We start from the raw sequence: 23,490 nt of genomic DNA on the forward strand, positions 1-23,490 counted from the left end.
GCTTCCAATCAGGCCAGCAGATGCATGCCGGCATCCATCCGCACCAATTCGCCCGTCATGTTGCTCGACGGCGGCGTGGCGAGGAAGCAGATCAGAGCAGCGACGTCCTCCGCGGTCGAGGCCACCTTCAGCGGAACTCGCGCGATCACGGCATCGCGAACTTTAGCAGCGCCGTCCGCACCGCGTCCCTTGGTGAACCAGGGCGTATCGATATAGCCAGGGCAGACCGTATTGACGCGGATCAACGGAGCCAGTGCACGGCCGAGCGACAGCGTCATCGAATTCAGCGCGCCCTTGCTGGCGGCATAGGCGACTGACGAACCGCCGCCTGTGATACCGGCCATCGACGAGACATTGACGACGGCCGAGGCGCGACCCGACGCCTTGGCGCCGGCTTCGAGCAAGGCGCGCGCCGCACGCACCATCTGATAGGGCCCGATCGTGTTGACCGCGTAGATGCGCTGGAAATCTTCCGCGGACAGGCCATCGAGATCGTGATGCGGCACATGCTTGGTCATGCCGGCATTGTTGATCAGCGCATCGAGCCGCCCCCAGTGCTGGGCGACCGCGACGATGTTCTTGCAATCATCGTCCTTCGATACGTCGCCTTGAACCACGATGACTTCGGTTGCACCCGCATCGCGGCACAGCTCGGCAGTGGCTTCGGCTTCCTTCTGACTCGACGAATAGTTGATGACAATACGGGCGCCGTCCTTGGCGAGAATGGCCGCAGTCGCCGCACCAAGCCCCGATGCCGACCCCGTAATCACGACGCACAAACCGTCACTTGCCATCTGCATTTCCTCTGCTTGTTCTGCCGCTGATGCGATCTACCATAATGCGGTCGCGCTGGTATACAACGCGACACAAGTTCGCTTTGCGGAATTAAATTGCGTTGCACCAACACATCATGCCGCCACCGCAGGCCCCTCTGCGGCCAGCCCGCTTGTCTTCCTTCCACCTTTTCCGCATCATGAATGCAAGAAAAGTGGCAGCGCCCATGCCCGGCATTCCCTGCCGAATGAGATGCGCTAGCACACGGGGAACGCCTTGACGGACGCAGACAATATCGTTGCGGAAACCGCGGAACGTATTTTCGCCGATCTCGCTGACGCACAGACCATCAATCACGACAAGAACGGCAGCTGGAAAGCGCCGCTCTGGCAGGCACTGACAGATGCTGGCCTGCCGCTCTCATGGGTGCCTGAAGAGTGCGACGGCTCCGGCACCAGCATGGCCGAAGGTTTCAGTGTCCTCAGCGTCGCCGGCCGCGCCGGCGTTGCGGTGCCGCTCGCCGAGACCATGCTGGCGGGCTGGCTGCTCGCGCAGGCCCAGATCAAATCGCCCGAAGGCATGATGACCGTCGCGCCGGCAAGCCCGCGCGATCGCCTCACGCTCAACGCCGATGGTACAATTACCGGCCGCGCGCGCGGCGTGCCGTTCGCGAGGGATGCGAAACACATCGCCATCGTCGCCTCCGGCATCGGCGGAGCCTCTATTGCGCTGGTGGACGCCAGCGCCTGCCGGATTGAAGCCGGGCTCGGTCTGGCCGATGATCCGTCCGACACGGTGCATTTCGACGTTGTGAGGCCGGTCACCCTTCGATCTGCGCCATCGGGCTTCGATCAGAAAGCGCTGTTGCTGATGGGCGCACTCGTGCGCAGCCAGCAGATTGCCGGTGCAATGGAAACCATGCTCGGCATCGGCGTGAACTATTCTGGCGAGCGCGTGGCGTTCGAGAAGAAGATCTCGAAGTTCCAGGCGGTGCAGCACAATCTGGCGAAACTCGCAGGCGAGACCTCGGCAGCCCTCGCCGCTGCCAGCTCCGCGGCTGACGCCTTCTCCAGCGGCGCACCGCTCGATGACGCGCTCTTCCTCGAGGCCGCCGCTGCAAAGATCCGTTGCTCCGAGGCCGCCGAAAAGGGCGCCGCCATTGCGCATCAGGTTCTTGGTGCCATCGGCTTCACGCAGGAACACATCCTTCATCGCTATACGCTGCGCGCATTGGCATGGCGCGATGATTTCGGCAGCGAAAGCTACTGGGCAGTCGAACTCGGCAAACTGGTCGCTGCGCGCGGTGCCGACGAGCTGTGGCCTCTGGTCGCGTCGCGCTGATCGAACACAAGAAACGAGATCCTTCACATGACTGCTGCCCTTCGTTTCGATCCGATCCGCCTGCCGCCCGAATGCGAGCAGCTGCGTAAGGAAGTGCGCGCTTTTCTCGCCGAGGAAATCGCCGCCGGCACTTTCGATCCGCACAAGCCCCAGCGCGAGGACTCGGACAATCCTGAATTCAGCAAGCGCGTCGGCGAGCGCGGTTGGCTCGGCATGACCTGGCCCAAGAAATATGGCGGCCACGAGCGCTCGTTCCTCGAACGCTACGTCGTTACCGAGGAGATGCGCGTAGCCAATGCGCCGGTCCGCCGCTTTTTTGTCGCCGACCGCCAGAGCGGCCCGGTGCTGCTGAAATATGCGCCCGAACATATCAAGATGGATATCCTGCCGCGCATCTGCCGCGGCGAGGTCTGTTTCTCCATCGGCATGAGCGAGCCCAATTCGGGCTCCGATCTTTTTGCCGCCAAGACAAAGGCCACCAAGACCGATGGCGGCTGGCTGATCAATGGCAGCAAGATCTGGACGACCTCGGCCCATATGGCCGACTACATGATCGCAATCTTCCGCACATCGGCCCCGACCAAGGAAAATCGCCGCCACGGATTGACGCAGTTTCTGGTCAATATGAAGAAGCCGGGTATCACCGTGAACCCGATCGCGCAGATCACCGGCCAGTACGAATTCAACGAAGTCGTCTTCACCGATCACTTCGTGCCGGACGACCACATGCTGGGCGAGATCGACAGCGCCTGGAAACAGGCCACCAGTGAGCTCGCTTATGAGCGATCCGGCCCCGAACGTTTCCTTGAGACCTACTACGTGCTGACCGAACTGGTCCGCGCTGTCGGCCCGGAGCCGGACACTCGCAGCGCCGAAGGCATCGGCCGCCTCGTCGCACAGCTGCACACGATGCGCCGCATGTCGGTGTCGGTGGCCGGCATGCTGCAGGCCGGCAAGGAGCCGGTGGTGGAAGCGTCCATCGTCAAGGATATCGGTACGATCTGGGAGCAGCAGCTGCCGCATCGCGTGCGCGAACTCGCAGCCTTCGTCGACGACAGTGCGTCTAATCACGCCACGCTGGACGAGATGCTGGGCTTCGCCATCAAGACGGCGCCAAAACTGACCATTCAGGGCGGCACCACCGAAGTCCTGCGCGGCATCATCGCGCGCGGACTTGGTCTGCGCTGAAATAACTCGTCGTTCCGGGGCGCACGCGCATCTTGCGCGTGTGAACCCGGAGCCTCGACATGATTGAACACATCCAGATTCCGGGTTCACACCCGGCAAGCGCCGGGCGCGCCCCGGAATGACGAGGAAACAAATGACCACGTACAAAGACATCGCCGTCGAGGCCCGCGGCCACATCGCGATCATCGAGATTCGCAAGCCGCCTCTGAACTTCTTCGACATCCTGCTGATCCAGCAGATCGCCAATGCGCTGGACGAGATCGATGCCAATCCCGAAATCCGCGCGACAGTTCTGTGCGCGCAAGGCAAAGCGTTCTGCGCCGGCGCCGATTTCAGCGATCCCAACCGCAAGGAAACCGAAGCGGCCGCCAAGAGCGGCGACCCCGCCGACAATCTCGGTTCCATCGGCCATCTCTATATGGAAGCCGTACGCATCTTCCGCGCCAAGAAACCCATCGTCGCCGCCGTTCATGGCGCAGCTATCGGTGGCGGGCTCGGCCTTGCCGTGTCGGCCGATTTTCGCGTCACCTGCCCGGAAGCCCGCTTCGCAGCCAACTTCACCAAGCTCGGCTTCCATCCCGGCTTCGGCCTGACGGTCGCGCTCACCGAAGTGGTCGGCAAGAACAATGCGGAGTTGATGTTCTATACGTCGCGCCGCGTCGGCGGTGAGGAAGCCCTGAAGATGGGCCTCGCCAATGTGCTGGTGCCGCAGGCTGAGGTCCGCGACGCCGCCATCAAGCTTGCGGAAGAAATCGCGGAATGCTCGCCGCTCGGCCTGCTCTCGACCCGTGCTACCATGCGGGGTGGCCTCGCTGACCGCGTGGCCAAGGCGACCGAGCATGAATTGGCCGAGCAGACACGCCTACGTGCCACCGAAGACTTCAAGGAAGGGGTGGCAGCAACCGCCGAGCGCCGGGTGCCGAACTTCAAGGGGCGGTAAGTCCCCGTCGGGTTTGTTTTTCAAACCTCACTGTGAAATGGCCGGGCAGCGCGAAGCGAGCTTCGCTAGACGCCCCGGCCATTTTTATTTGACGGCCGCGCTACCCCTTCCTCACCACCAACGCATCGACGATGGTGACGCCCTCGCCAGCCGGATGCACGAGCACGGGATTGAGTTCGATCTCCGCGATCTCGTCCTCGAACTGCGCCGCAAGCTGCGAGATCTGTGCAATCAGCTCCGCTGCTGCGGACACGTCGGCCTTCAGCGCACCGCGAAAGCCGTTCAGCAACGGCGCGGCCTTGAGTGCGCCTAGCATGGAAGCAGCCTCAGCGGCACTCACGGGCGCCGGGCGATAGACCACGTCCTTGAACAATTCCGCCGTCACTCCACCAAGACCGACCATCACCATCGGCCCGAAGGTCTCGTCCAGCAGTGTGCCCACGATGATCTCGACACCCTTCCTGGCCATCGGCGAAACGAGCACGCCCTGCAACGCGGCCTGCGGTCGGTGCTGCCGGGCGCTGGCGGTCAGCGCGTCATAGGCAGCTACGGCTTCATGCTTCGTGGTGATGTTGACCCTGACGCCGCCAACCTCGGTCTTGTGCGGAATGTCGCGCGACTGGATTTTCATCACCAGCGGGAAGCCGATCTTGGCAATCGCTGCATCCAGCGATGATCTGTCGGTGACAAGAACCTCGCTTGGCAGCGCGACACCGGCAATCTGCAACAGCGTCTTGCTGTCATACTCGGAGAGCGTCGGCGCGGTCAGATGCTCAGCCAGATCATTCTGCGCAGGTGCCGCTGTAGCAACCGGCTCTACAAGTTTGAATCTTGCGTGATCAACAAGTCGCCGCAACGCTACACTGACATGGGTGAGGCCGGACAAAACGACCACACCGGATTCGGCGAGACCGGTGCGCGCGAAGTTCGACGGCAGCGTATAGGACCAGAACACGATCGGTTTGCTCTGCGCAGCAATGACGGGCTTCAGCTCCGGCGTCTTGAACGGCATCCGCGTCTCACTCGACAGCGAGATGACCACCAGGATTGCATCGACCTCGTCAGACCTGTCGAGCAGTTCAATGGTCTTTTGCAGCCCGCCGCTATGCACCGCCTGGGCCGTGATATCGATCGGATTGCACGGCGACCCGTAGGACGGGATCAGCCCGCGAATCGTCGCCTGAACGCCGTCCGACAATTCGGGCACCTGCAGCCCCTGCACCGACACCGCATCAGCGCCCCAGATACCTGCGCCACCCGAGACGGTGACGACAGCGACGCGGTCGCCCTTCGGCAGCGGCGACGTGGTCAGCACGGCGGCGATGGTCACCGCTTCGTCAAGATCGTTGGAGACGATGAATCCATAGCGCGCGAACACCGCATCATAGGCGGCCGTCCAGCCCGCCATGCTGGCGGTATGCGAGGCTGCTGCGCGCTCGCCAGCACCGGAGCGGCCGACCTTTACAACGATGACCGGTTTGCCGAGCTCCGCCGCCTTGCGAGCCGCGGCGAGAAATTTGTCGACGTCGCGAATGCCCTCGATGAACAGCAGGATCACGTCAGTCGCCGGATCCTGCACCATGTAATCGAAGAATTCGCCTGCACCGAGATCGGACTCGTTGCCGGTCGAGATCACGGTGCTCAGAGCAATGCCGAGCGACTTGGCGCGGTTATAGATCGCAAAGCCGATGCCACCGGATTGCGCGACGATACCGATCCGCTTTTGCGTGGCGATCAATCGTGGCTGATCCGGCTTCACATCAACGGTTGGGCTGAAGGTCGCGGCGATGCCGGCAATCTGGTTGTAGTACCCCTCGGCGTTCGGTCCGGAGATCTGCATTCCCGTGCGCTTCGCCAACGCCGCGATGGCATCCTGCATGGCGATGGAATCGCCACCTTCCTCGGCAAAGCCGGAGGAGATGATGATCGCGTGTTTGACGCCGAGCGTCGCGCACTCCTCAAGCGCGCCGAGCACGACGCGCGCAGGAATGATCACGATGGCGAGGTCGATCGGCTGCCCAATGGCTTTGATGGTCGGATAGCACGCGAGCCCATCGATATCCGGATAGTTCGGATTGACCGGATAGATCGCGCCGGAGAACTGGTTTTTGCGCAGAAAGGAGAGAAGCAGGCCCGGGATCTTCGTGACATCGCGGGAGGCGCCAATAATGGCGATGCTAGATGGATTGAAGAACGAGTCCAGCGGATGCGGACGTGTCACAGTCATGGCGTTTCCCGTTTATTGTTGTTGCCATAGCGTTTCCGAGCGAAGTGGATACCGGTTCGCATGAAGGAAACGCGTCAGAACAAGAAGGGATCGTGCGGCGATTGCCGCAATCACGCAACGACGCGAAACGTGACCCCGGCCAGCAGAAATGCATCCCCGGCGCAAGGACAGCCACGCGCCCGTGCACTGCCGAGCACCTGCGCAACGTCGTTGACGCGAAAGGTGAGCCCGGTCATTGCCTCTGCCTTGCCCTTGGCGAAGCGCAAACAGCCGTTCGTGAACGCGATCTGCGGATCGTCGTTGCGGGCCGAGGTCAGCGGCACGCCGATGATATTGCTCCAGTGCTGCGCCAGATCGTAATGGTCCGGACTCTGCAGCTCGACCTCGGTGAGCGCGCGCGTGATGTCGTGGCGGATCGCCTCCTGCCAGTCCGGACCGGCCGGTGGATACGGCCCGAAATCGTCGTCGCTGTCTTTGGTGTGATTGAACTCGATGAAGGCGGCCCGGCAATCGCGTGGATGCAATTGCACGCCGTGATAGGGCGGATGATTGATCACATTGGCGGTGCGCACGCCGATGCTGGCGGCGAAGCGCCCGCGCTCGTCAGGATCCTCGCAGGACAGGATCACCATATAGCCGCCGCGCCCGCCGGATTTCTCCATGAACCGCCCGGCCGCCGTGCCCGGCTGCGTTGGCGCGACCACTTCGAGCAACGTCGCCTCAACCGGCATCAGTGCATTTTCGAGGCCGTATTTGCCGACATGGGGGTCGCGGTAGCAGATATCGAGGCCGAGAATGGCCGCGATATCGCTCACCACCGGCTCCAGATGCGGAGCGACCAGACAAACTTGCCGCAACCGCATCTGGCTCATGATCATTGCCCCTTGAAGACCGGCTTGCGCTTCTCGACGAAGGCTTTGGCGGCCTCCTTGTGATCGTCGGTATCGCTGCAGCGGGTGTGATGGATCGACTCGCCGTCGAAACAGGCTTCGAGCGTCATCGTCTCGGCATTGTTGATGTTGGTCTTGATGTAGCCATAGGTGATGCTCGGGCCCTGCGCGAGTGACATTGCCAGGTCGCGCGCCGCTGTCTCCACCTCGGCGTTGTCGACAACCTTGGTCACCATGCCGAGCGCCAGCGCTTCCTGTGCGGAGAGCACCGGCGACATCAGATAGAGCTCGCGTGCCTTGGCGCTGCCGAGCATCTTGGTCAGAAAATAGGTGCCACCATAATCGCCGGAGAAGCCAACCTTGGCGAAAGCCGTGGTGATCTTCACCGAGCTTGCGGCGACGCGCAGATCGCAAGACAGCGCGATGGAGAGGCCAGCGCCCGCGGCAGCGCCGTCCAGCTGCGCCACCACCGGCTTCGCCATCTGGTGCAGAATGCGCGACACTTCCATGCCGCGGCGCAGGTTGGCGCGCTTGGCCTCGAACGGCAGCGGCGCGCGGCCAGCCGCCATCGACCTGACGTCGCCGCCGACACAGAACGTGCCGCCCGCGCCCTTGATGAGCACGGCGCGGACGTCGTGATCTTCCTGCGCGCGGCGGGCCGCCGCGACCAGGCCCTGTGTCATCTCTGGATTGAGCGCATTGCGCCGATCCGGACGATTCATGGTGATGGTCAGAAGACCGTTGTCGAGGTCCTGCAGGACGATGTCGCTCATCATTGCGCTCCTTGTTGTTCTTGATCGTCCGGCAAGCTTCGGGCCCCGACGATTACTTCTTCACCAGCGGGCAGCGCGAGGCTTCCAGCGGCTGGAATGCCTGCTCTGCGGGAACGGTCGCGAGCAGCTTGTAGTCGTCCCAGCGGCCCTTGGATTCCGACGGCTTCTTCACCTCGAACAGGTACATGTCATGCACCATGCGGCCATCCTCGCGAATCCGGCCATTCTTGGCAAACATGTCGTTGATCGGCGTCTCCCTCATGAGCTTCATGACTGGCGCCGAGTCCGTGGTGCCGGCGGCCTTCACCGCTTTCAGATAATGCAGCACCGATGAATAGACGCCGGCCTGGGCCGATGTCGGCACGCGCTTGGTGCGCTCCTGGAAGCGCTTGGTGAAAGCGCGCGTCTCGTCATTGAGATCCCAGTAGAACGCTTCCGCCAGGATCAGGCCCTGCGCGGTATCGAGACCGACGCTGTCGATGTCGGAGATGAAGGCGAGCAGCGGCGACAGCTTCTGGCCACCGCTGCGGGTCAGGCCGAATTCGGCCGCCTGCTTGATCGCGGTGATGGTGTCACCGCCGGCATTGGCGAGGCCGACGACCTTGGCCTTGGAGCTCTGCGCCTGCAGCAGGAAGGACGAGAAGTCCGACGTATTCAGCGGATGCTTGACCGAGCCCAGCACCTTGCCGCCAGCTTTGGTGACGACGGCCGTGGTGTCTTTCTCAAGGTCCGCGCCGAATGCATAGTCGGCTGACAGGAAGAACCAGGTGTCGAGACCGTTTTTCACCGTGGCGAGACCGGTCACATTGGCCTGCGCGTAAGTGTCGAACACATAATGCACCGTATAGGGGCCGCAGGCCTCGTTGCTGAGGCGGATTGAGCCTGGACCGTTGAAGATGATGATCTTGTTGCGCGCGCGCGCGATTTCACTCGCAGCCAGCGCGGTCGCCGATGCCGCAACGTCGATGATCGCCTCGACGCCCTGATTATCAAGCATGTCGCGCGCAATGTTGGCGGACAGATCGGCCTTGTTGAGATGGTCCGCAGCAATGATCTCGATCTTACGGCCCAGCACTTCACCGCCGAAATCTTCCGCAGCCATCTTAGCAGCGGTCTCGCTGCCAACGCCGGTGATATCGGCATACAGGCCCGACATATCGAGAATTGCACCGAGCTTCAGCGGCTTGGTCTGCGCCATGGCACTTGTGGCCGCGAATGCCATTGCTGACGCCAGCAGACCTGAAATGATCTTCTTCAAAAGTCCCTCCCTCAGACGCGCCGTTGTTGTTCGTGCGCGGTGTTGTTGTTATCGCGATCATGCCGCAATGGAACAAGAGCGGCAAGCGGCGGCGCTGCCAAGAATAGCTGCAAAGACATCAAGGTTTTCCGCAAAGCGGAATGGATTGCTGGCTATGATAGACGAGAGGTTGACCGGAGCTCGCAAGGTGGCGTGATGCGTGCCGCATCAGCAAAGTGTGACGTGTCGCATGCCGCAACGCTGTTGCTGGCAGTGATCGCCATTTCAACATCCGCGCAATCTGCGTCGGCGGCCTGCATGTTCGCCGCCCAGGGCGAAGGTCGTGTCGCCGACGTGATCGATGTCAGAACATTGCGTTTGAGCGACGGCAACGTGATCCGTCTGGCGGGGATCGAGCCGATCGCAAACTCATCAGGGCCGACGAATGATCTCTTCGCACTGGCCTCCGGCCGTAATGTCACCTTGTACGGCGAAAGCGACATGCCGGATCGCTACGGCCGACAACCGGCTTTTGTCTTCGTCGATCCCACTGCGCCGTCGCTCCAGGCGCAGCTTCTGGCACAGGGCGCCGCCCTCGCCTCTGGCGCGATTTCCGACAAGGCCTGTGCGGCGGAACTCGCCGCTGCAGAAGGCTGGGCCCGCCGGCTGAAGCGCGGAATCTGGGCTCAAACCAACGTCATAAAAAACGCGGAAAGTCCCGGCGATATCTTGGCCGATGTGGGGCGTTTCGGGGTGGTCGAGGGGCGGGTTCTGTCGGTTCGCCAGGCCGGGACGGTGACCTACGTCAATTTCGGGCGTCGCTGGACTGAGGACTTTGCGGTGACCGTTTCAAGGCGCATGATAGCCGCCTTCGAGACGGCAGGAATTATGCTTAAGTCCCTGGAAAGACGACATATTCGCGTTCGGGGATGGATCGAGAGGCGCGGCGGGCCGCGGATCGAGGCGCTCGGGGTGTGGCAGATCGAAGTGGTCGGGGACAAGTAGGCCACTTGGGCAGCAAGACCGCTTGAGCGAAGATGATTTGGGCGAATGGGCTGTTTGGGCAGAGAGTGGACGACGTGACGGGTGTGGGACGGCAAACCAGCTTGAGCCGCCGCCTTTGGGCTGCGCCTGCCCTGCTGTGCGCCGCGCTCGCTCTATCGGCCTGCGGCGATGCCAGCCGGTTCGAGGCCGCCTCGTCGGTCAAGCCGACGGTGCCAGCCAAGCCGCCGAAGCCTGCCGTGGTGCAGACCCCGGCCGCCGAGAAAGAACACGAGCGCATCCTCGCATCCTATGGCGGCGCCTATGACGACCCGCGGCTGGAATCACTGATCACCAAGACCGTCGATCGGCTGGTCGCAGCCTCTGAGCGACCGGACTTGGCCTACAAGGTCACGATCCTCAATTCGGGCGCCGTCAACGCCTTCGCCCTGCCGACCGGACAACTCTATGTCACGCGCGGCCTGATCGCGCTGGCCAGTGATACATCCGAGATTTCATCGGTGCTGTCGCACGAGATGGCGCATGTGCTCGCCAAACACGCGTCCATCCGCGAGGAGCAGGCACGGCAGGCATCGATCGTCACGCGCGTCGTCACCGATATGGGCAGCGATCCCGATCTCACTGCGCTCGCGCTCGCCAAATCCAAACTGACAATGGCGAGCTTCTCTCGCGCGCAGGAATTCGAAGCCGACGGCATAGGCGTAGGCATCTCGGCCCGCGCAAAGTTCGACCCCTATGGCGCGTCGCGCTTTCTCGCGGCGATGGAGCGTAACGCCGCGCTCAAGGCCAGCCGCACACCGCTGGACCCCCGCGCGCAGGACTTCCTGTCCTCGCATCCGGCAACGCCGGAGCGCGTGCAGAACGCGCAGGCCAATGCGCGGCAATATTCCTCGCCCGACGGCGGCGAGCGCGATCGCGAGACCTATCTCTCGGCCATCGACGGCATCGTCTATGGCGAGGACCCGAGCGAGGGTTTCGTGCGGGGCCGCCGCTTCCTGCATCCCAAGCTCGGCTTCACCTTCCAGGCGCCGGAGGCCTTCACCCTCGACAATACGGCGCAGGCGGTGATCGGCGTGCGCGAAGGCGGCAATCAGGCCATGCGCTTCGACGTGGTCCGCGTACCATCCGAACAGACGCTGAGCGACTACCTCAATTCCGGATGGATGGAGAATGTCGACAAAGCCACCACGGAAGAACTGACCATCAACGGCTTCCCGGCAGCGTCCGCCATCGCGCGCGGCGACCAGTGGCAATTCCGCGTTTACGCGTTGCGCTTCGGCAGCGACGTCTACCGCTTCATCTTCGCTGCCAAGCAGAAGAGCACCGAGAGCGAACGCAACGCCCGCGACACCGTCAACTCGTTCCGCCGCCTGACCCTGGCCGAGATTCAGGCCGCCCGTCCGCTGCGCATCAAGGTGATCACCGTGCAGCCCGGAGACACCGTGGAGTCACTGTCGCATCGCATGAGCGGCGTCGATCGTCCACTGGAGCGCTTCCGCGTATTGAACGGGCTCGAGAACAATGCCAGCGTGAAAGCCCGCGACCGCGTCAAGGTCGTGGTGGATTGAGATCCACCCAAGTACTTGCTCATCGACAACAAAAAAGCCCGGCCTCTCGGCCGGGCTTTTCGTATTCAACTTGCGAGACGCTGCTTATGCAGCCTCGTCCGCGGCGGCGACATCATCGTCACCATCGCTGTCGGCCTCGTCAGCACCGGCTTCGGCGCCTGCCTCGGCCTTGGCGCCACGGCGCGGGCTCTTGGCGAGCTGGCCTTCGATCTCCTTGACCGCTTCGGTTTCGGTGACGTGCTGAACCACAGCGATTTCGCGCGACAGACGATCGAGAGCTGCTTCATACAGCTGACGTTCGCTGTAGGACTGCTCGGGCTGCGAGTCGGAGCGGAACAGATCGCGGACCACTTCGGCGATGGCAACGATATCACCCGAGTTGATCTTCGCTTCGTATTCCTGTGCGCGGCGCGACCACATGGTGCGCTTGATGCGGGCACGGCCCTTCAGTGTCTCCAGCGCGCGCTTGACCAGCGCGGGCTCGGACAGCTTGCGCATGCCGACATTCGCGACCTTCGCGGTCGGAACGCGCAGGGTCATCTTGTCCTTCATGAAATTGATCACGAAGAGTTCAAGCCTGGCGCCTGCAATTTCCTGCTCTTCGATGGCGAGGATCTGGCCAACACCATGCGCCGGATAGACAACGAATTCGTTGGTCTTGAAGCCCTGACGCTGGGTCAGTGGCTTCTTCGGCTCTTCGACGCGCGGAGCCGCAGCGGGCGCCGGCTTGGCGGCCACGGGCTTTGCAGCAACCTTGGCAGCTTCCTTCGGCGCAGCAGCCTTCACAGCGGGCGCAGCAACCGGAGCCTTGGCCACAGGAGCCTTCGCAGCCGTCTTCGGCGCAGCAGGCTTGGCGGCAGTGGTCTTCGAAGCAGCAGCCTTCGGGGCAGGTTTCGCAGTCTTGTTGGGCATTGCACTTCTTTTATTTTTGGAGGACTTTTCAGCCGCAGCCTTCGCGGCGGTCCGGGTGTCCTTGACAGGGGCCCGGGCACGGCCTTTGGTGACAGAATTCTTCGCAGCAGGACCCTTCACAACGCGGCTCGCCGCAGTTGTTTTCTTGGAAGCCTTCGGATCCAAAACCTTCGAAGCAGTAGCCTTCTTCGAAACAGCAGCCTTGGAAACACTCTTTTTACGCGTTTTCTGTGACACAGCCTGCGCGTGGAAACCGCCACGCCCCTGTTTGATGTTTAAACGGGAACCCGGCAGGGCCAAATCGAGCGGCACCACATGGTCCAGCTTCTTGAATTGTGCCTATTATAGCACATTTCCCGCAAAAATCAATGATTTATGCCCTGTCGCAGCCGCTGGGCGGCCGCTTCCGGGGCATAATCGGGGCTAGGGTAAATTTCGTGTGGCTGGGGGTATCGGGGTCACCCAATCAATTGCTTGATCGCTGTGACCGGGGAACTCAGTCGCCCTTACCAGGCGCCGCCGAGAAATACTTCTCGTACTTGCCTTCCTGACCATCGAATTCCTTGGCTTCGGGCAGTTCGTCGATTTTCTGGGTGATGTTCGGCCACGTCTTGGCGTGTTCCAGATTGATCTGCAGCCACTTCTCGATATTGCCTTCGGTATCAGGCTTGATCGCGTCCGCCGGGCATTCGGGCTCGCAGACACCGCAATCAATGCATTCGTCCGGATGGATGACCAGCATGTTTTCACCCTCGTAGAAGCAGTCCACGGGACAGACTTCGACGCAGTCGGTGTATTTACATTTGATGCAATTGTCGGTGACGACGTAAGTCATCCAGAACTCCGGAAACGATCGATATTCAGTGTTTGCGTAGCGCACCAACCCCGCTGCCGCAAGGGATGCGGCCGGCATAGGTCAGGGCATTTCGACCAAGGGAAAAGCCTGCCACGAAACCATCGTTGGACGCGGCATCTGGCCTAGATAGTTACTCCGGAACGTGTTGCAAATCGGTATAGAGCACGCGCGCCGCAGTGGCATCGCCGCGCCGTTCCGAGAAGCCCTCGACCTTCATCACCCGCACGGTGCGATCCAGCGCGACCGTGAGCACGTCGCCGATCTTCACACCGTGGCTCGGCGATTTCTCGCGCTCGCCATTGATGCGAATCTTACCGCCTTCCACCAGCGCAGCGGCACTGGTGCGGGCCTTGACCACCCGCGCGTGCCACAGCCATTTATCGAGACGCTGGCGCTCCAATCGACACACCACCAAATGGCGGCACGGCGCCGCCTCACATGACCTGTATCAATCCTTGCGACCGCTGAGCTGTTCCTTGAGCGCGGCGAGTTTCGCGAAGGGGGAGTTCGGATCGATCGGACGGTCCCGTTCGCGCGGTGCGGCCGATGTGGCGAACGGACGGGTCGCCCCGCCGCGGTCGTTGCCACGGCCCTCGCGGCCCTTGTCGCCGCCCTTGAAGGGGCCTTTACCCTTGCCCTGGAAGCGTTCGCGCTCACGCGGCGGACGGCCACCCTCGCCCGGCTTGCCGTCGCGGTTACCGCGATTGCCACGGTTGTCGCGGTTCGGCGCACCTTCAGCGGAGACCGCGGCGGCCGGTGCATCGCTGCGCGGACGGCGGAACTCGTTGTTATTGTTGCGATCGCGGCGGCCCTGACCTCCGCGATCGTGCCGCTCACGCTGCGCGCCATCGGCCACGGCGCCTTCGGCGGGAGCCGACTGCGCAGCGCCCTGCGGGGCGTTGGTGTTGCGATGGTGGCGGTTGCGGTCATGGCGCGGCGGACGGCGTTCTTCCGAACGGCCACCCGGGCGCCAGACTTCGACCAGTTCGGGCTCGGCAGCGACGGCAGGAACCGCCGCAGCGGGGTCGCTCTCGGCAGGCGCAGCAGCATCAGCCGCTGCGGTCTCGGCAACAGTCCCGGTTTCGGCAACGGCCGCAGCGGGCTCTGGCTGCGCTTCGACGGAAGCCGTCTCTTCAACGGGCGCAGCCTCAGGCGCGGTGCTGGGCACCAGCGCGACTTCAGGCAACAGCGATGCCGACGGGGCGGCTGCAGCTTCCTCGGCCGGGGCTGCTTCGGTCGCAACCTCGGCAGGTGCGACATCCGTAGCCGCGATCTCAGCCGTCTCGGCCGCCTCAGCGGCAGCCTCGACCGCAATGACATTGTCCTCACCGGGCTTGTCAGACTCGGCAAGTCCTACCAGGGCGTCGGGCTGATCGCCGGTGTTGTCGTCAGCCTTGACCTCAATCGGCGTCGTCGCAGCGACCGGCTTCGGCGGTGCCGGCGGCAGCGGCGTCTTCTTCTCCATGCGATAGCCCAGGGCACGCAGGATCGAGGCGAAATCCTCGCCGGCCGAGCCGGTGAGCGAGGTCATCGCCTGCGTCACCACGAAGTGGCGGCCATCGAACGCACCGGCGGGCTTCTCGCCGGGCGACGCTTCACGCCACGCCAATGCAGGACGGATCAGGTCGGCCAGACGTTCGAGAATATCGACGCGCACGGCGCGCTCCCCGCACTGGCGATAGCCCAGCACGCGATAGGCATCGCGATCGAGCAGCTTGTCGACCGGGAAGGATGTACGGCCCGACCCTGCGAGATGCTGTGCGCTCGACAGCGCCGACATGTCGACATTGTCCTGCTTCAACGCCCAGAGCAGCGCCGCGAGCGAACGCCCCGCAGGCTTCAGCAGGCCAGGGATATAGATGTGATAGGCGCCGAAGCGCACGCCGTATTTGCGCAAGGTCGCGCGCGACGGCTGATCGAGGTCCTTCATCTCGGTCGCGATCTTCTGCCGCTCCAGCACGCCCAGCGCTTCAGTGAGCTGGAAGGCGATGCCGCGCGCGATGCCGGTGATGTCTTCGGCCTTGGTGAGATCGAACAGCGGCCCGAGCAGTTTCTCGATATGCGTCTTCAGCCAGAGATCGAGGCGAGCCTGAACCGCATCGCGCGGCGCGCCGGAGAGGCGCTCATCAGCGATGATGCGGAGACGGGGATGCAGCACATCGTCGGCTGCGACCAGACGGGCCACCGCATCGCCGGTCCAGCGCATGGTGCCGTCGGAGGCGAGCACGAACTGATCGTCCGGTGCATTGCCGAGTTTCTCGGCGCGCGCGTCGATCTCGCCGGCCAGCGCCTTCAGCGCCGTGGCCTGCAAGGCCTTCGCATCCGAGCCAGCCTCGGCCGCATCGGGCAAAAATGTAAATCCGTCGAGACGGCCAATTACATGGCCCTCTACGATCACTTCGCCCGTCTTACCAATTTCAGTATTCAGCATCGTGTTTTCCCGCAAGCGGCGCATCAATACACTGGTACGACGATCAACGAAACGCTCAGTGAGCCTCTCATGAAGGGCATCTGACAGTTTATTTTCCAATTCGCGCGAAATTCCCTGCCAATGATCAGGATCTGAGAGCCAATCGGGACGATTTGCCACGAATGTCCAGGTCCGGATTTGCGCGATTCGGCCCGATAATGTGTCGATATCGCCATCGGTTCGGTCCGCTTGCGCGATTTGAGCGCCAAACCAGGCATCGGGGATGCGCCCACGCTGCATCAGGAAGTTGAAGATAGTGACTACCAGCTCTGCGTGTGCAGCGGGCGCGATGCGGCGGTAATCTGGAATCTGGCACGCATCCCACAGTTTCTCGACGGCGGCCTTGCCCTGCGCCATTTCGCGCACGTCGACGTCACGGACGGCATGATCGAGCACGCGCAGGTCCTCGGCGATCGGCGCACGGGTCAGCGCCTCGTGGCGCGGCACCTCCGCTAGCGACACCTGCAGCGACGCGATCGATGAGAAATCCAGCTTCGAATTGCGCCATTGCAGCACCTTCACCGGCTCGAAGATGTGGTTCTGCAACTGATTGACGAGCTCCGGCTCAAACGGCTCGCAGCGGCCTGTGGTGCCGAAGGTACCGTTGCGTGTCGCGCGGCCGGCGCGGCCGGCGATCTGCGCGAATTCCGACGGCGTCAGGCGGCGGAATTGGTAGCCGTCATATTTGCGATCGCTGGCAAAGGCGACGTGGTCGACGTCGAGATTGAGGCCCATTCCGACCGCGTCGGTTGCTACTAGGTAGTCAACGTCGCCGTTCTGGAACATCGCGACCTGCGCATTGCGGGTGCGCGGCGACAGCGAGCCCAATACGACTGCCGCGCCGCCGTGCTGGCGCTTGATGAGTTCGGCGATGGCGTAAACTTCGTCGGCCGAAAACGCGACAATCGCTGTCCTGCGCGGCTGCCGCGTGATCTTGCGATCGCCGGCAAATTCCAGATGCGACAGACGCGGCCGTGTCACAATGCTCGCGCCGGGCAGCAGCCGCTCGATGATCGGGCGCATGGTGGCGGCGCCGAGCAGCAGCGTCTCGTCGCGGCCGCGGCGATGCAGGATGCGATCGGTGAAGACGTGACCGCGCTCCAGATCAGCGGCGATCTGGATTTCATCAACGGCCAGAAACGACACGTCGAGATCCCGCGGCATCGCCTCGACGGTGGACACCCAGTAGCGCGGCTTGGCGGGCTTGATCTTCTCTTCCCCGGTGATCAGCGCCACGGCTTCGGGGCCGACGCGGTCCAAAATTTTATTATAGACCTCGCGCGCCAGCAGCCGCAGCGGCAGGCCGATAATGCCCGACGAATGCGCGAGCATGCGCTCGATGGCGAGATGGGTCTTGCCGGTATTGGTGGGGCCGAGCACTGCGGTGACGCCGGCGCCGGGGGCCCTGCCGTTGGACAGCGTGGGCGGAGAAGACAAAAAGGCCATGTTTTTCAGATATTTCCGCGTCGCCGACTGTCAAGACCGAGACAGGTTACGACGCTTCAGAGCCGCGCTTTTTGATGGTTTGGAACGAGTCCGGAACGAAAGCGGCCCGAATCGGTGACTCGGCACCTCCCTGGCCGCGTCACCCCAACATCTCGCGCTGACATTCTCCGAGACTGACTAGATCAAGTTTGTGACAGCGCAACAAGGGCCGACAAATCCCCGAAGTTATGAACAGCGCACGGACTCCGAACCGGCTTTGAGTCAAGCCGGGATCCTGCGCAAATCCTGCGGCGCGTTTGCGACGATGCTGCGATGGCGCACTTTGTCTTGCGGCCAAGCTGCGGCAGCGTCCCGTCTCGGTCCCTCATGGTGAGGAGCGCGGCTTCGCGCGTCTTGAACCATGAGCTGGCGGGGCCAAGACCCGTCACCATCCTTCGAGACGCCGCGCAAGGGCGCGGCTCCTCAGGATGAGGCCGGTGTGTGGAGCCGCCTCCTTTAGAACTTGCCTCGTTCTCTCAGTTCGTCTTCGCCACGGCCTTGGCCGGCGCGGGGGTGGTGACGAATTCGGTGGCTTCCAGCATGGCAACGCCGAGCGGGGTTGGCACCACCATGCGATAGGGCACCAGTACGCGGGTTCCGGCGATCGGCACCAGGGTCACTTCGATATTGCGCTGGGCGGCAAGATATTTGATGGCGGCGCGGTCGGGCACATAGCCGGCGATCGGCGTGAAATAGACGGCGCAGACGATGGCAGGCCCGCGATAGCCCTTCTCGGCCTTCACGCTTTCCATGCGCTTGTAGTCCAGCTTGAGATCGTAGCGCATGCGGCCGTCGAAGATCGACGCGCCGGTGCGGCACGAATCCGGCGTCAGCAATTCGCCGGTGCCGCCGACGCGCATCAGCGAGCCGGTCATCGGATCGATCACGTTGCGGCGATGCGCATCGGTGATCGGAATCTTCTCGGGATCGAGCGGCGGCTCCGGCTCGATGGAGAACTCCTTCACATAGCCCGGCGTGATCAGCATCTTGATCGTCTCGGACTTCTTCGCGGAGGTGGTGACGGCCTGATAATTCGACGGCACCAGCGCGCCCGCGACCACGCGGCCGGTGGACTGGCCGGAGCCCGAGCCGCCGGCAAATGCCTTCAGCAGACCTGCGGTGCCGCCACTGGCGGTCGCGGAATACTGGTCTTCGTTGATGTCGATGGCCCACTGGCCCTTGCCCACCGCAATGCCGGCGAGGCTGGCTTCATATTTGGCTTCAAGCTTGCCGCCCGCCAACACCGCTTGCGCGGGGGCCTGAACCGGCACGGCGGCCGGGCTCTGGCCTTGAGCTTGGCCTTGCGTCTGGCTTTGGATCTGGCCTTGCGCCTGCGCCGAGGCCTCCACCGGCAAAACCGGCAGCATCAGGCCCGCGGCGACGGCGAAACGCGCGCCAAAGCCCGCAAATCGCACTCTTGCAGGCGTGGCGGTCCGCGGGGTGGTCACCGGTCGGGTCACAAAGCGGGGCGTGCGAAGGCTCACTTGCTGATATCACCTGGTCGGCGATCCCCGGCCAAAGGCGCAGGGCCGCATCGCTCAATTGGGCTGGAGCGACCTGTTTCCGGCCCGAATACGTCGTTTATATGATGGGAACCGCGCCAGATTCCATGTGGTTTCCGCTCGTAGGACGGGCTATACAGCCCCCGAAAGCGCAGGCTTTTGCCGGTTTTGCCGCGACTTTCGCTGGCCGGATATCTTGACGATCGCGGCCAAGCCCCCTATACGTCCGCCACTCCTGAAATGGACGTGATTTTTGACCCCCTGCCCGGCTTTGGGCTCTTCGCCTTTTAGCTGCGGGGATGACAGAGGATTTTCGCCATGTCTCGGCGCTGTGAACTGACACTGAAGGGCCCCCAGGTGGGCCACAAGGTGAGCCACTCGAACATCAAGACCAAGCGCCGGTTTCTGCCGAACCTGGTCAATGTGACCTTCCTGTCCGACGTGCTCGGCCGCGGCGTGCGTCTGCGCGTGTCGGCGAATGCCGTGAAGTCGGTCGACCACCGCGGTGGCTTCGACGCCTATCTGATCAAGGCCCGCGAGAGCGAGCTCTCCCAGAAGGCCGTGCTGCTCAAGCGCGCCATCGAAAAGAAGAAGGCCGAGACCGCAGCAGTCGCGGCCTGATCGCTTCGATCGGACTTTAAGTTTTAGAATTCAGAACGGCCGGATCGCGAGATCCGGCCGTTTTTGCGTGCGACTGCGAGATCGAGTGCGATCAATCGAAAGTCTTGGAATCGTGCCATGCGCCTAAATGGCTACGCGGACGCCCGACAAGCTTCGCCCGCGCGCAAGAATCGTGCTAGTTGCAAATTAACAAGAAGAATACTGGAAAGACAAAGTGCCGTGGGAGACTACGGCGCTTGATGTCCAACAACCTGGGGGAAGTATGGACCACGAAGCCACTCAGATTGCCTCCCCTACCTTCATATCCGATCAAGCTGCTCCGGAAGACTTCTTTGGATCACATGAACGGGTCGCAAGAGTCATAGCTCGCGTCATACAGTCATCGGTTCAGACTCGAGTAGTTGGCATCCTCGGGCCATGGGGCAGCGGCAAGTCCACTATCGTTCGACTTGTAGAAGGCAAACTAGGTCAACCGGACCTCGATAATAAGAAAACATTCTTTTTCACCTATGACACGTGGCTTCATCAAAACGACCCGCCTAGGCGATCATTCATCGAAAGCCTTATCCGCTTCCTCGTCTCACAGGGGCTAACGACGGCCAAGGAGTGGGAGTACGATTTAGATCGCTTAAATCGCCGTGTTGAAGACAATGACATAACAACAACTCCCACTCTCACCCTACCAGGCAAGTTGATCACCGCATCGCTTCTGATCACTGCATACGGATGGAAACTTGCGGACAGCAAACTGACCACAACGTGGTTTGGGCACACACTCTCAGTAGCGACTATTGGGTATTTTCTGATAGCAGCTCCGGTTTTTGCTGCGATCGCAGCTTACGTTTTGCTTCGAAGGACGGGTGACACTACGGCCGTGTTTTCAATGTTTGTGAACAAAGCAGTCGAACGCATCAAAACGAGAACAATAAAAACGCCTGATCCCACTGCAATTGAATTTCAAGAGGTATTCAAGCGAGTTATGGCTAGCGTTCAAGCTACCGATCGCCGTTTTGTTTTCGTTATCGACAACCTTGATCGAATACCTGAGACAGAGGCTATTGCCATTTGGTCCACGGTTCGCAGCTTCTTCGTCGATGAAACGAAAAATTTCAACCAAGCGCAGAAGACTGAGGGATCGCCGACGGTCCTGCTACCTCTAGATCCAAGCGCCATTCATAAAATGTATGGCAAGGCCAAGGAGGATGCCAAGGAGCTTGCCCAGTCGTTTATCGACAAGACTTTCGATCTAGTTTTTCGAGTAAATCCACCAGTTCAGTCTGGCTGGCACGGCTATCTGGCCGAAAAACTACGCAATACATTCAACGGAATTACAGATGAAGACATCTTTATCGCGACTAAACTCTACGAGGTTTGGATTATTGAAACGAGCAGCGGCGTTACCCCACGGAACATAAACGCTCTGATAAACGAAATAGCGACCCTCCAGTCGCAGTGGCAAAATGAAATACCCTTCAGCACACTATGCTATTATGCCATAAATCGCCCCGGCATCGAAAACGACTTCCAGCGGTACCTGAATTCAGACGATCTCTACATAAAGCGATTTGATGAGCGCTGGGCGGAAGGTATTGCAGCCATACATTACGGTGTCCCCCCTGACCGGGTGCTTCAAGTCTTACTTCTCCCGAAGATAAATTCGTCCCTCTATGACAACTCAGATGACGAGGTCGCCTTCTTCAAGGACTTATCCGTTGCGGTAGGATTTGAGGCGGTGCTTCAGAAGGCAATCGAAGATGGGCTGACACAGCAACCATACGACATAGAGCTTGGCGCCAGGGCGTCCGCTCTAATGGCGGCCGCAGACTTAAAGCGCTCCCCCAGACTTATCGAAATCGAGAAGATTCTACGAACCAGCTATTCCAATCCGAAGCCGTGGCGTGAGATGTCGCCTCTCACGGCCTCGGGGATTACGGCGCAGCTGGTTAGCTGTCCAGCAAATGAGCAGCCGCTTTTCACTTATCGGGTCGAAGCAACCCTGCAAGGAGTACACGATACATTTCCCGCAATCGAAAATAACGCGAAGCACTGGCAAGCTTCGGCTGAGGCAATAGTTCGCGGAACTGCTAACGCAAGAACAGACGTTCAAACTCTTCGAGTTCCTGGCGATGCAACATTCTTCCTAAGTGTAGCAGACCTTACCGCCGTTGATTCAATCCTCTTAAGCTACCTTCGGCCGAGCTCGACGATCGCCGCCGTTATCAATCAGGCGTCCTTAGACGCCTCGGGTTCGAGCTTTAAACTCGATTCTGTACCCAGATTGCAGAAGCTGTCGAAAATAAAGACCTCTTGGGACTGGAGCCCTCTAGTAGACGCCGCCGGTCAGCATATTGAAGCTGGCGCTCGAAATGACGTAGCTGACATGAATGCGCTCGACCTTCTTGGTCGAATGCGGATGCTTGCACCGAACAAAGCGCTAAACGCTAAACTAAAATCGCTGTCGGAAGGTACACTGCTGGATGCACTATATAATGCACACAGTCAGAACCAACGCGAACTTGAGGCAGCATTGATTTGCCTCTTGATTCTCGTGAACCCAACCTTTCAACAGCCGACGGCCATAGGAAACTCGGAGGCCGGGCGGCAACTAGCTGCCGATATGACGACGACGTTGAATGACCGCCCTGAACTCTACGACATCGTCGATAATAGAATTCGGTTATACGGAACGTTCGCTGAGTTTGTGGCCTCTTCTGGCAAGAATGCAGAGATATCAAAGATCCTAAAACCGATATTTTCCAAGAGAGTGCGGGCGAAGACACTCGGTCGCCTGCCTGTCAGCGATATTGTCGAACGGCTCCCAATCTATGCAAATCTCCTAGATTCAAACGATCAGGCGGCATTCATCGAGCAGCTTCCCGAATACGAAACGTTTTGGGAATGCATGGAGGATGGTGATTTAAATGATAGTAAGTGTAGCATAGTAAATTATTTTATCTCCAAGGACACAACGACAGGCGAGCATTTTAGAGAGTTAGTACTGAAAAAGGCTTCTAACTTCGACGAAACGGAATGGTCCGGTCGACTTTTAGACGGCGCCGACCCGATGCCCGCCATTTTGAATGCGGTGAAGTTTGGCGGTCAAGGAAGCACGATGGGAGACTCTCTTCTTCGAGGACTGATGGCCTCATTTGAAAGCACATTAGAAAATGGTGCGGCTAGCCTCTCGAAGATAAAAAGTTGGTTTATCGTCATGGGCCTGCTCGACGAAAACAGAGCAGACATCCTTCTAAAAGAGATAAAAGATAAGATTCTGAACGCGCCATCGAACGTCCATTCTACAGACATCATCCTTGCTGGCGAGAGTCGCCTTCTGACCGGAGGCGATTTTAGAAGTCGACCGGACGACGCCGTTCGAAAAATTGTGCTGCCACTCGTTGATCGATTAGACGCAAGCACACCTTGGTTTGCAGAGAATAAAGCAGAAATAAAGGGATGGATATCAAGAGCGGATCGATCAACTAAAGAGTACGTAGTCGAAAAATTAGTCGCTCTTTCTGAATCTGAAAGTTCCGAACCCGCAACTACAGTAGCGAAATCGCTCGGAATCAATCTCACCAAGAAGCGAAAGCAAGCCGAACAACGGAGTGAGGATAGCGGAGAGGATAAGGAAGAGGATAAGGAAAGGACGGACTAGATTCACACTACCTCTCCTTACAATCTTCCACTACATCGCCTCATTTCCT

General features: G+C 60.8%; 17 protein-coding genes. 7 read left to right on the forward strand and 10 right to left on the reverse strand.

The window, feature by feature from the left end; translation table 11 throughout:
- Positions 1-8: 8 nt before the first annotated feature.
- Entirely contained in the window at positions 9-794 is a 786-nt protein-coding gene (locus SFY93_RS01160) for an SDR family NAD(P)-dependent oxidoreductase (protein WP_320445763.1), read from the reverse strand.
- A 256-nt stretch (positions 795-1,050) separates the two neighbouring features.
- On the opposite strand from SFY93_RS01160, the gene SFY93_RS01165 reads away from it, so the two are divergent.
- The 3 genes from SFY93_RS01165 to SFY93_RS01175 all read left to right on the forward strand — a co-directional run bounded on the left by SFY93_RS01165 (position 1,051) and on the right by SFY93_RS01175 (position 4,243).
- A complete protein-coding gene (locus tag SFY93_RS01165; RefSeq protein WP_320445764.1) occupies positions 1,051-2,115 on the forward strand; it encodes an acyl-CoA dehydrogenase family protein in 1,065 nt (354 codons plus the stop codon).
- A gap of 27 nt (positions 2,116-2,142) precedes the next feature.
- The gene (locus SFY93_RS01170) at positions 2,143-3,303 is read left to right on the forward strand and encodes an acyl-CoA dehydrogenase family protein (protein ID WP_320445765.1); all 1,161 of its coding nucleotides are present in this window, start codon (positions 2,143-2,145) and stop codon (positions 3,301-3,303) included.
- A 133-nt stretch (positions 3,304-3,436) separates the two neighbouring features.
- Complete coding sequence (locus SFY93_RS01175; RefSeq protein ID WP_320445766.1) at positions 3,437-4,243, forward strand: enoyl-CoA hydratase/isomerase family protein; 807 nt, start codon at positions 3,437-3,439, stop codon at positions 4,241-4,243.
- 100 nt (positions 4,244-4,343) lie between these two features.
- On the opposite strand, the gene SFY93_RS01180 is transcribed toward SFY93_RS01175, so the two are convergent.
- The 4 genes from SFY93_RS01180 to SFY93_RS01195 all read right to left on the reverse strand — a co-directional run bounded on the left by SFY93_RS01180 (position 4,344) and on the right by SFY93_RS01195 (position 9,355).
- Entirely contained in the window at positions 4,344-6,470 is a 2,127-nt protein-coding gene (locus SFY93_RS01180; protein ID WP_320445767.1) for an acetate--CoA ligase family protein, read from the reverse strand.
- 110 nt (positions 6,471-6,580) lie between these two features.
- Positions 6,581-7,342 carry a VOC family protein gene (locus SFY93_RS01185; protein ID WP_414717032.1) on the reverse strand — a complete coding sequence of 254 codons (762 nt, stop codon included), beginning with the start codon at positions 7,340-7,342 and terminating at the stop codon, positions 6,581-6,583.
- 2 nt (positions 7,343-7,344) lie between these two features.
- Positions 7,345-8,133, reverse strand: coding sequence for an enoyl-CoA hydratase (locus tag SFY93_RS01190; protein ID WP_320445768.1), 789 nt, complete (start codon positions 8,131-8,133; stop codon positions 7,345-7,347).
- Between the two features lie 52 nt (positions 8,134-8,185).
- A complete protein-coding gene (locus SFY93_RS01195) occupies positions 8,186-9,355 on the reverse strand; it encodes an ABC transporter substrate-binding protein (protein ID WP_414717128.1) in 1,170 nt (389 codons plus the stop codon).
- Between the two features lie 231 nt (positions 9,356-9,586).
- Here SFY93_RS01195 and SFY93_RS01200 point away from each other — a divergent pair, with 231 nt between their 5' ends.
- Entirely contained in the window at positions 9,587-10,375 is a 789-nt protein-coding gene (locus SFY93_RS01200) for a thermonuclease family protein (protein WP_320445770.1), read from the forward strand.
- Between the two features lie 101 nt (positions 10,376-10,476).
- A complete protein-coding gene (locus tag SFY93_RS01205) occupies positions 10,477-11,940 on the forward strand; it encodes a M48 family metalloprotease (protein ID WP_414716832.1) in 1,464 nt (487 codons plus the stop codon).
- A gap of 84 nt (positions 11,941-12,024) precedes the next feature.
- On the opposite strand, the gene SFY93_RS01210 is transcribed toward SFY93_RS01205, so the two are convergent.
- The 5 genes from SFY93_RS01210 to SFY93_RS01230 form a co-directional block, all read right to left on the reverse strand.
- Positions 12,025-13,089 carry a CarD family transcriptional regulator gene (locus tag SFY93_RS01210; protein WP_414717033.1) on the reverse strand — a complete coding sequence of 355 codons (1,065 nt, stop codon included), beginning with the start codon at positions 13,087-13,089 and terminating at the stop codon, positions 12,025-12,027.
- Positions 13,090-13,348: 259 nt separating this feature from the next.
- On the reverse strand, positions 13,349-13,687 hold the full coding sequence (gene fdxA, locus SFY93_RS01215) for a ferredoxin FdxA (RefSeq protein WP_068730400.1): 339 nt from the start codon (positions 13,685-13,687) through the stop codon (positions 13,349-13,351).
- 151 nt (positions 13,688-13,838) lie between these two features.
- Positions 13,839-14,108: an RNA-binding S4 domain-containing protein gene (locus SFY93_RS01220; RefSeq protein WP_320445771.1), complete on the reverse strand. Its 270-nt coding sequence runs from the start codon at positions 14,106-14,108 to the stop codon at positions 13,839-13,841.
- A gap of 48 nt (positions 14,109-14,156) precedes the next feature.
- The gene (locus SFY93_RS01225; RefSeq protein ID WP_320445772.1) at positions 14,157-17,624 is read right to left on the reverse strand and encodes a helicase-related protein; all 3,468 of its coding nucleotides are present in this window, start codon (positions 17,622-17,624) and stop codon (positions 14,157-14,159) included.
- Positions 17,625-18,139: 515 nt separating this feature from the next.
- Positions 18,140-19,111 carry a DUF3108 domain-containing protein gene (locus SFY93_RS01230; protein ID WP_320445773.1) on the reverse strand — a complete coding sequence of 324 codons (972 nt, stop codon included), beginning with the start codon at positions 19,109-19,111 and terminating at the stop codon, positions 18,140-18,142.
- Positions 19,112-19,483: 372 nt separating this feature from the next.
- Here SFY93_RS01230 and rpmB point away from each other — a divergent pair, with 372 nt between their 5' ends.
- Both rpmB and SFY93_RS01240 read left to right on the forward strand, forming a co-directional pair.
- Positions 19,484-19,786, forward strand: a complete 303-nt coding sequence (gene rpmB / locus SFY93_RS01235) for a 50S ribosomal protein L28 (protein WP_089267758.1) — start codon at positions 19,484-19,486, stop codon at positions 19,784-19,786.
- Between the two features lie 262 nt (positions 19,787-20,048).
- A complete protein-coding gene (locus SFY93_RS01240) occupies positions 20,049-23,441 on the forward strand; it encodes a P-loop NTPase fold protein (protein ID WP_320445774.1) in 3,393 nt (1,130 codons plus the stop codon).
- Positions 23,442-23,490: the final 49 nt, after the last annotated feature.

Origin of the sequence: Tardiphaga sp. 42S5, from assembly GCF_034044155.1 — a bacterium.
GTDB classification, from domain to species: domain Bacteria; phylum Pseudomonadota; class Alphaproteobacteria; order Rhizobiales; family Xanthobacteraceae; genus Tardiphaga; species Tardiphaga robiniae.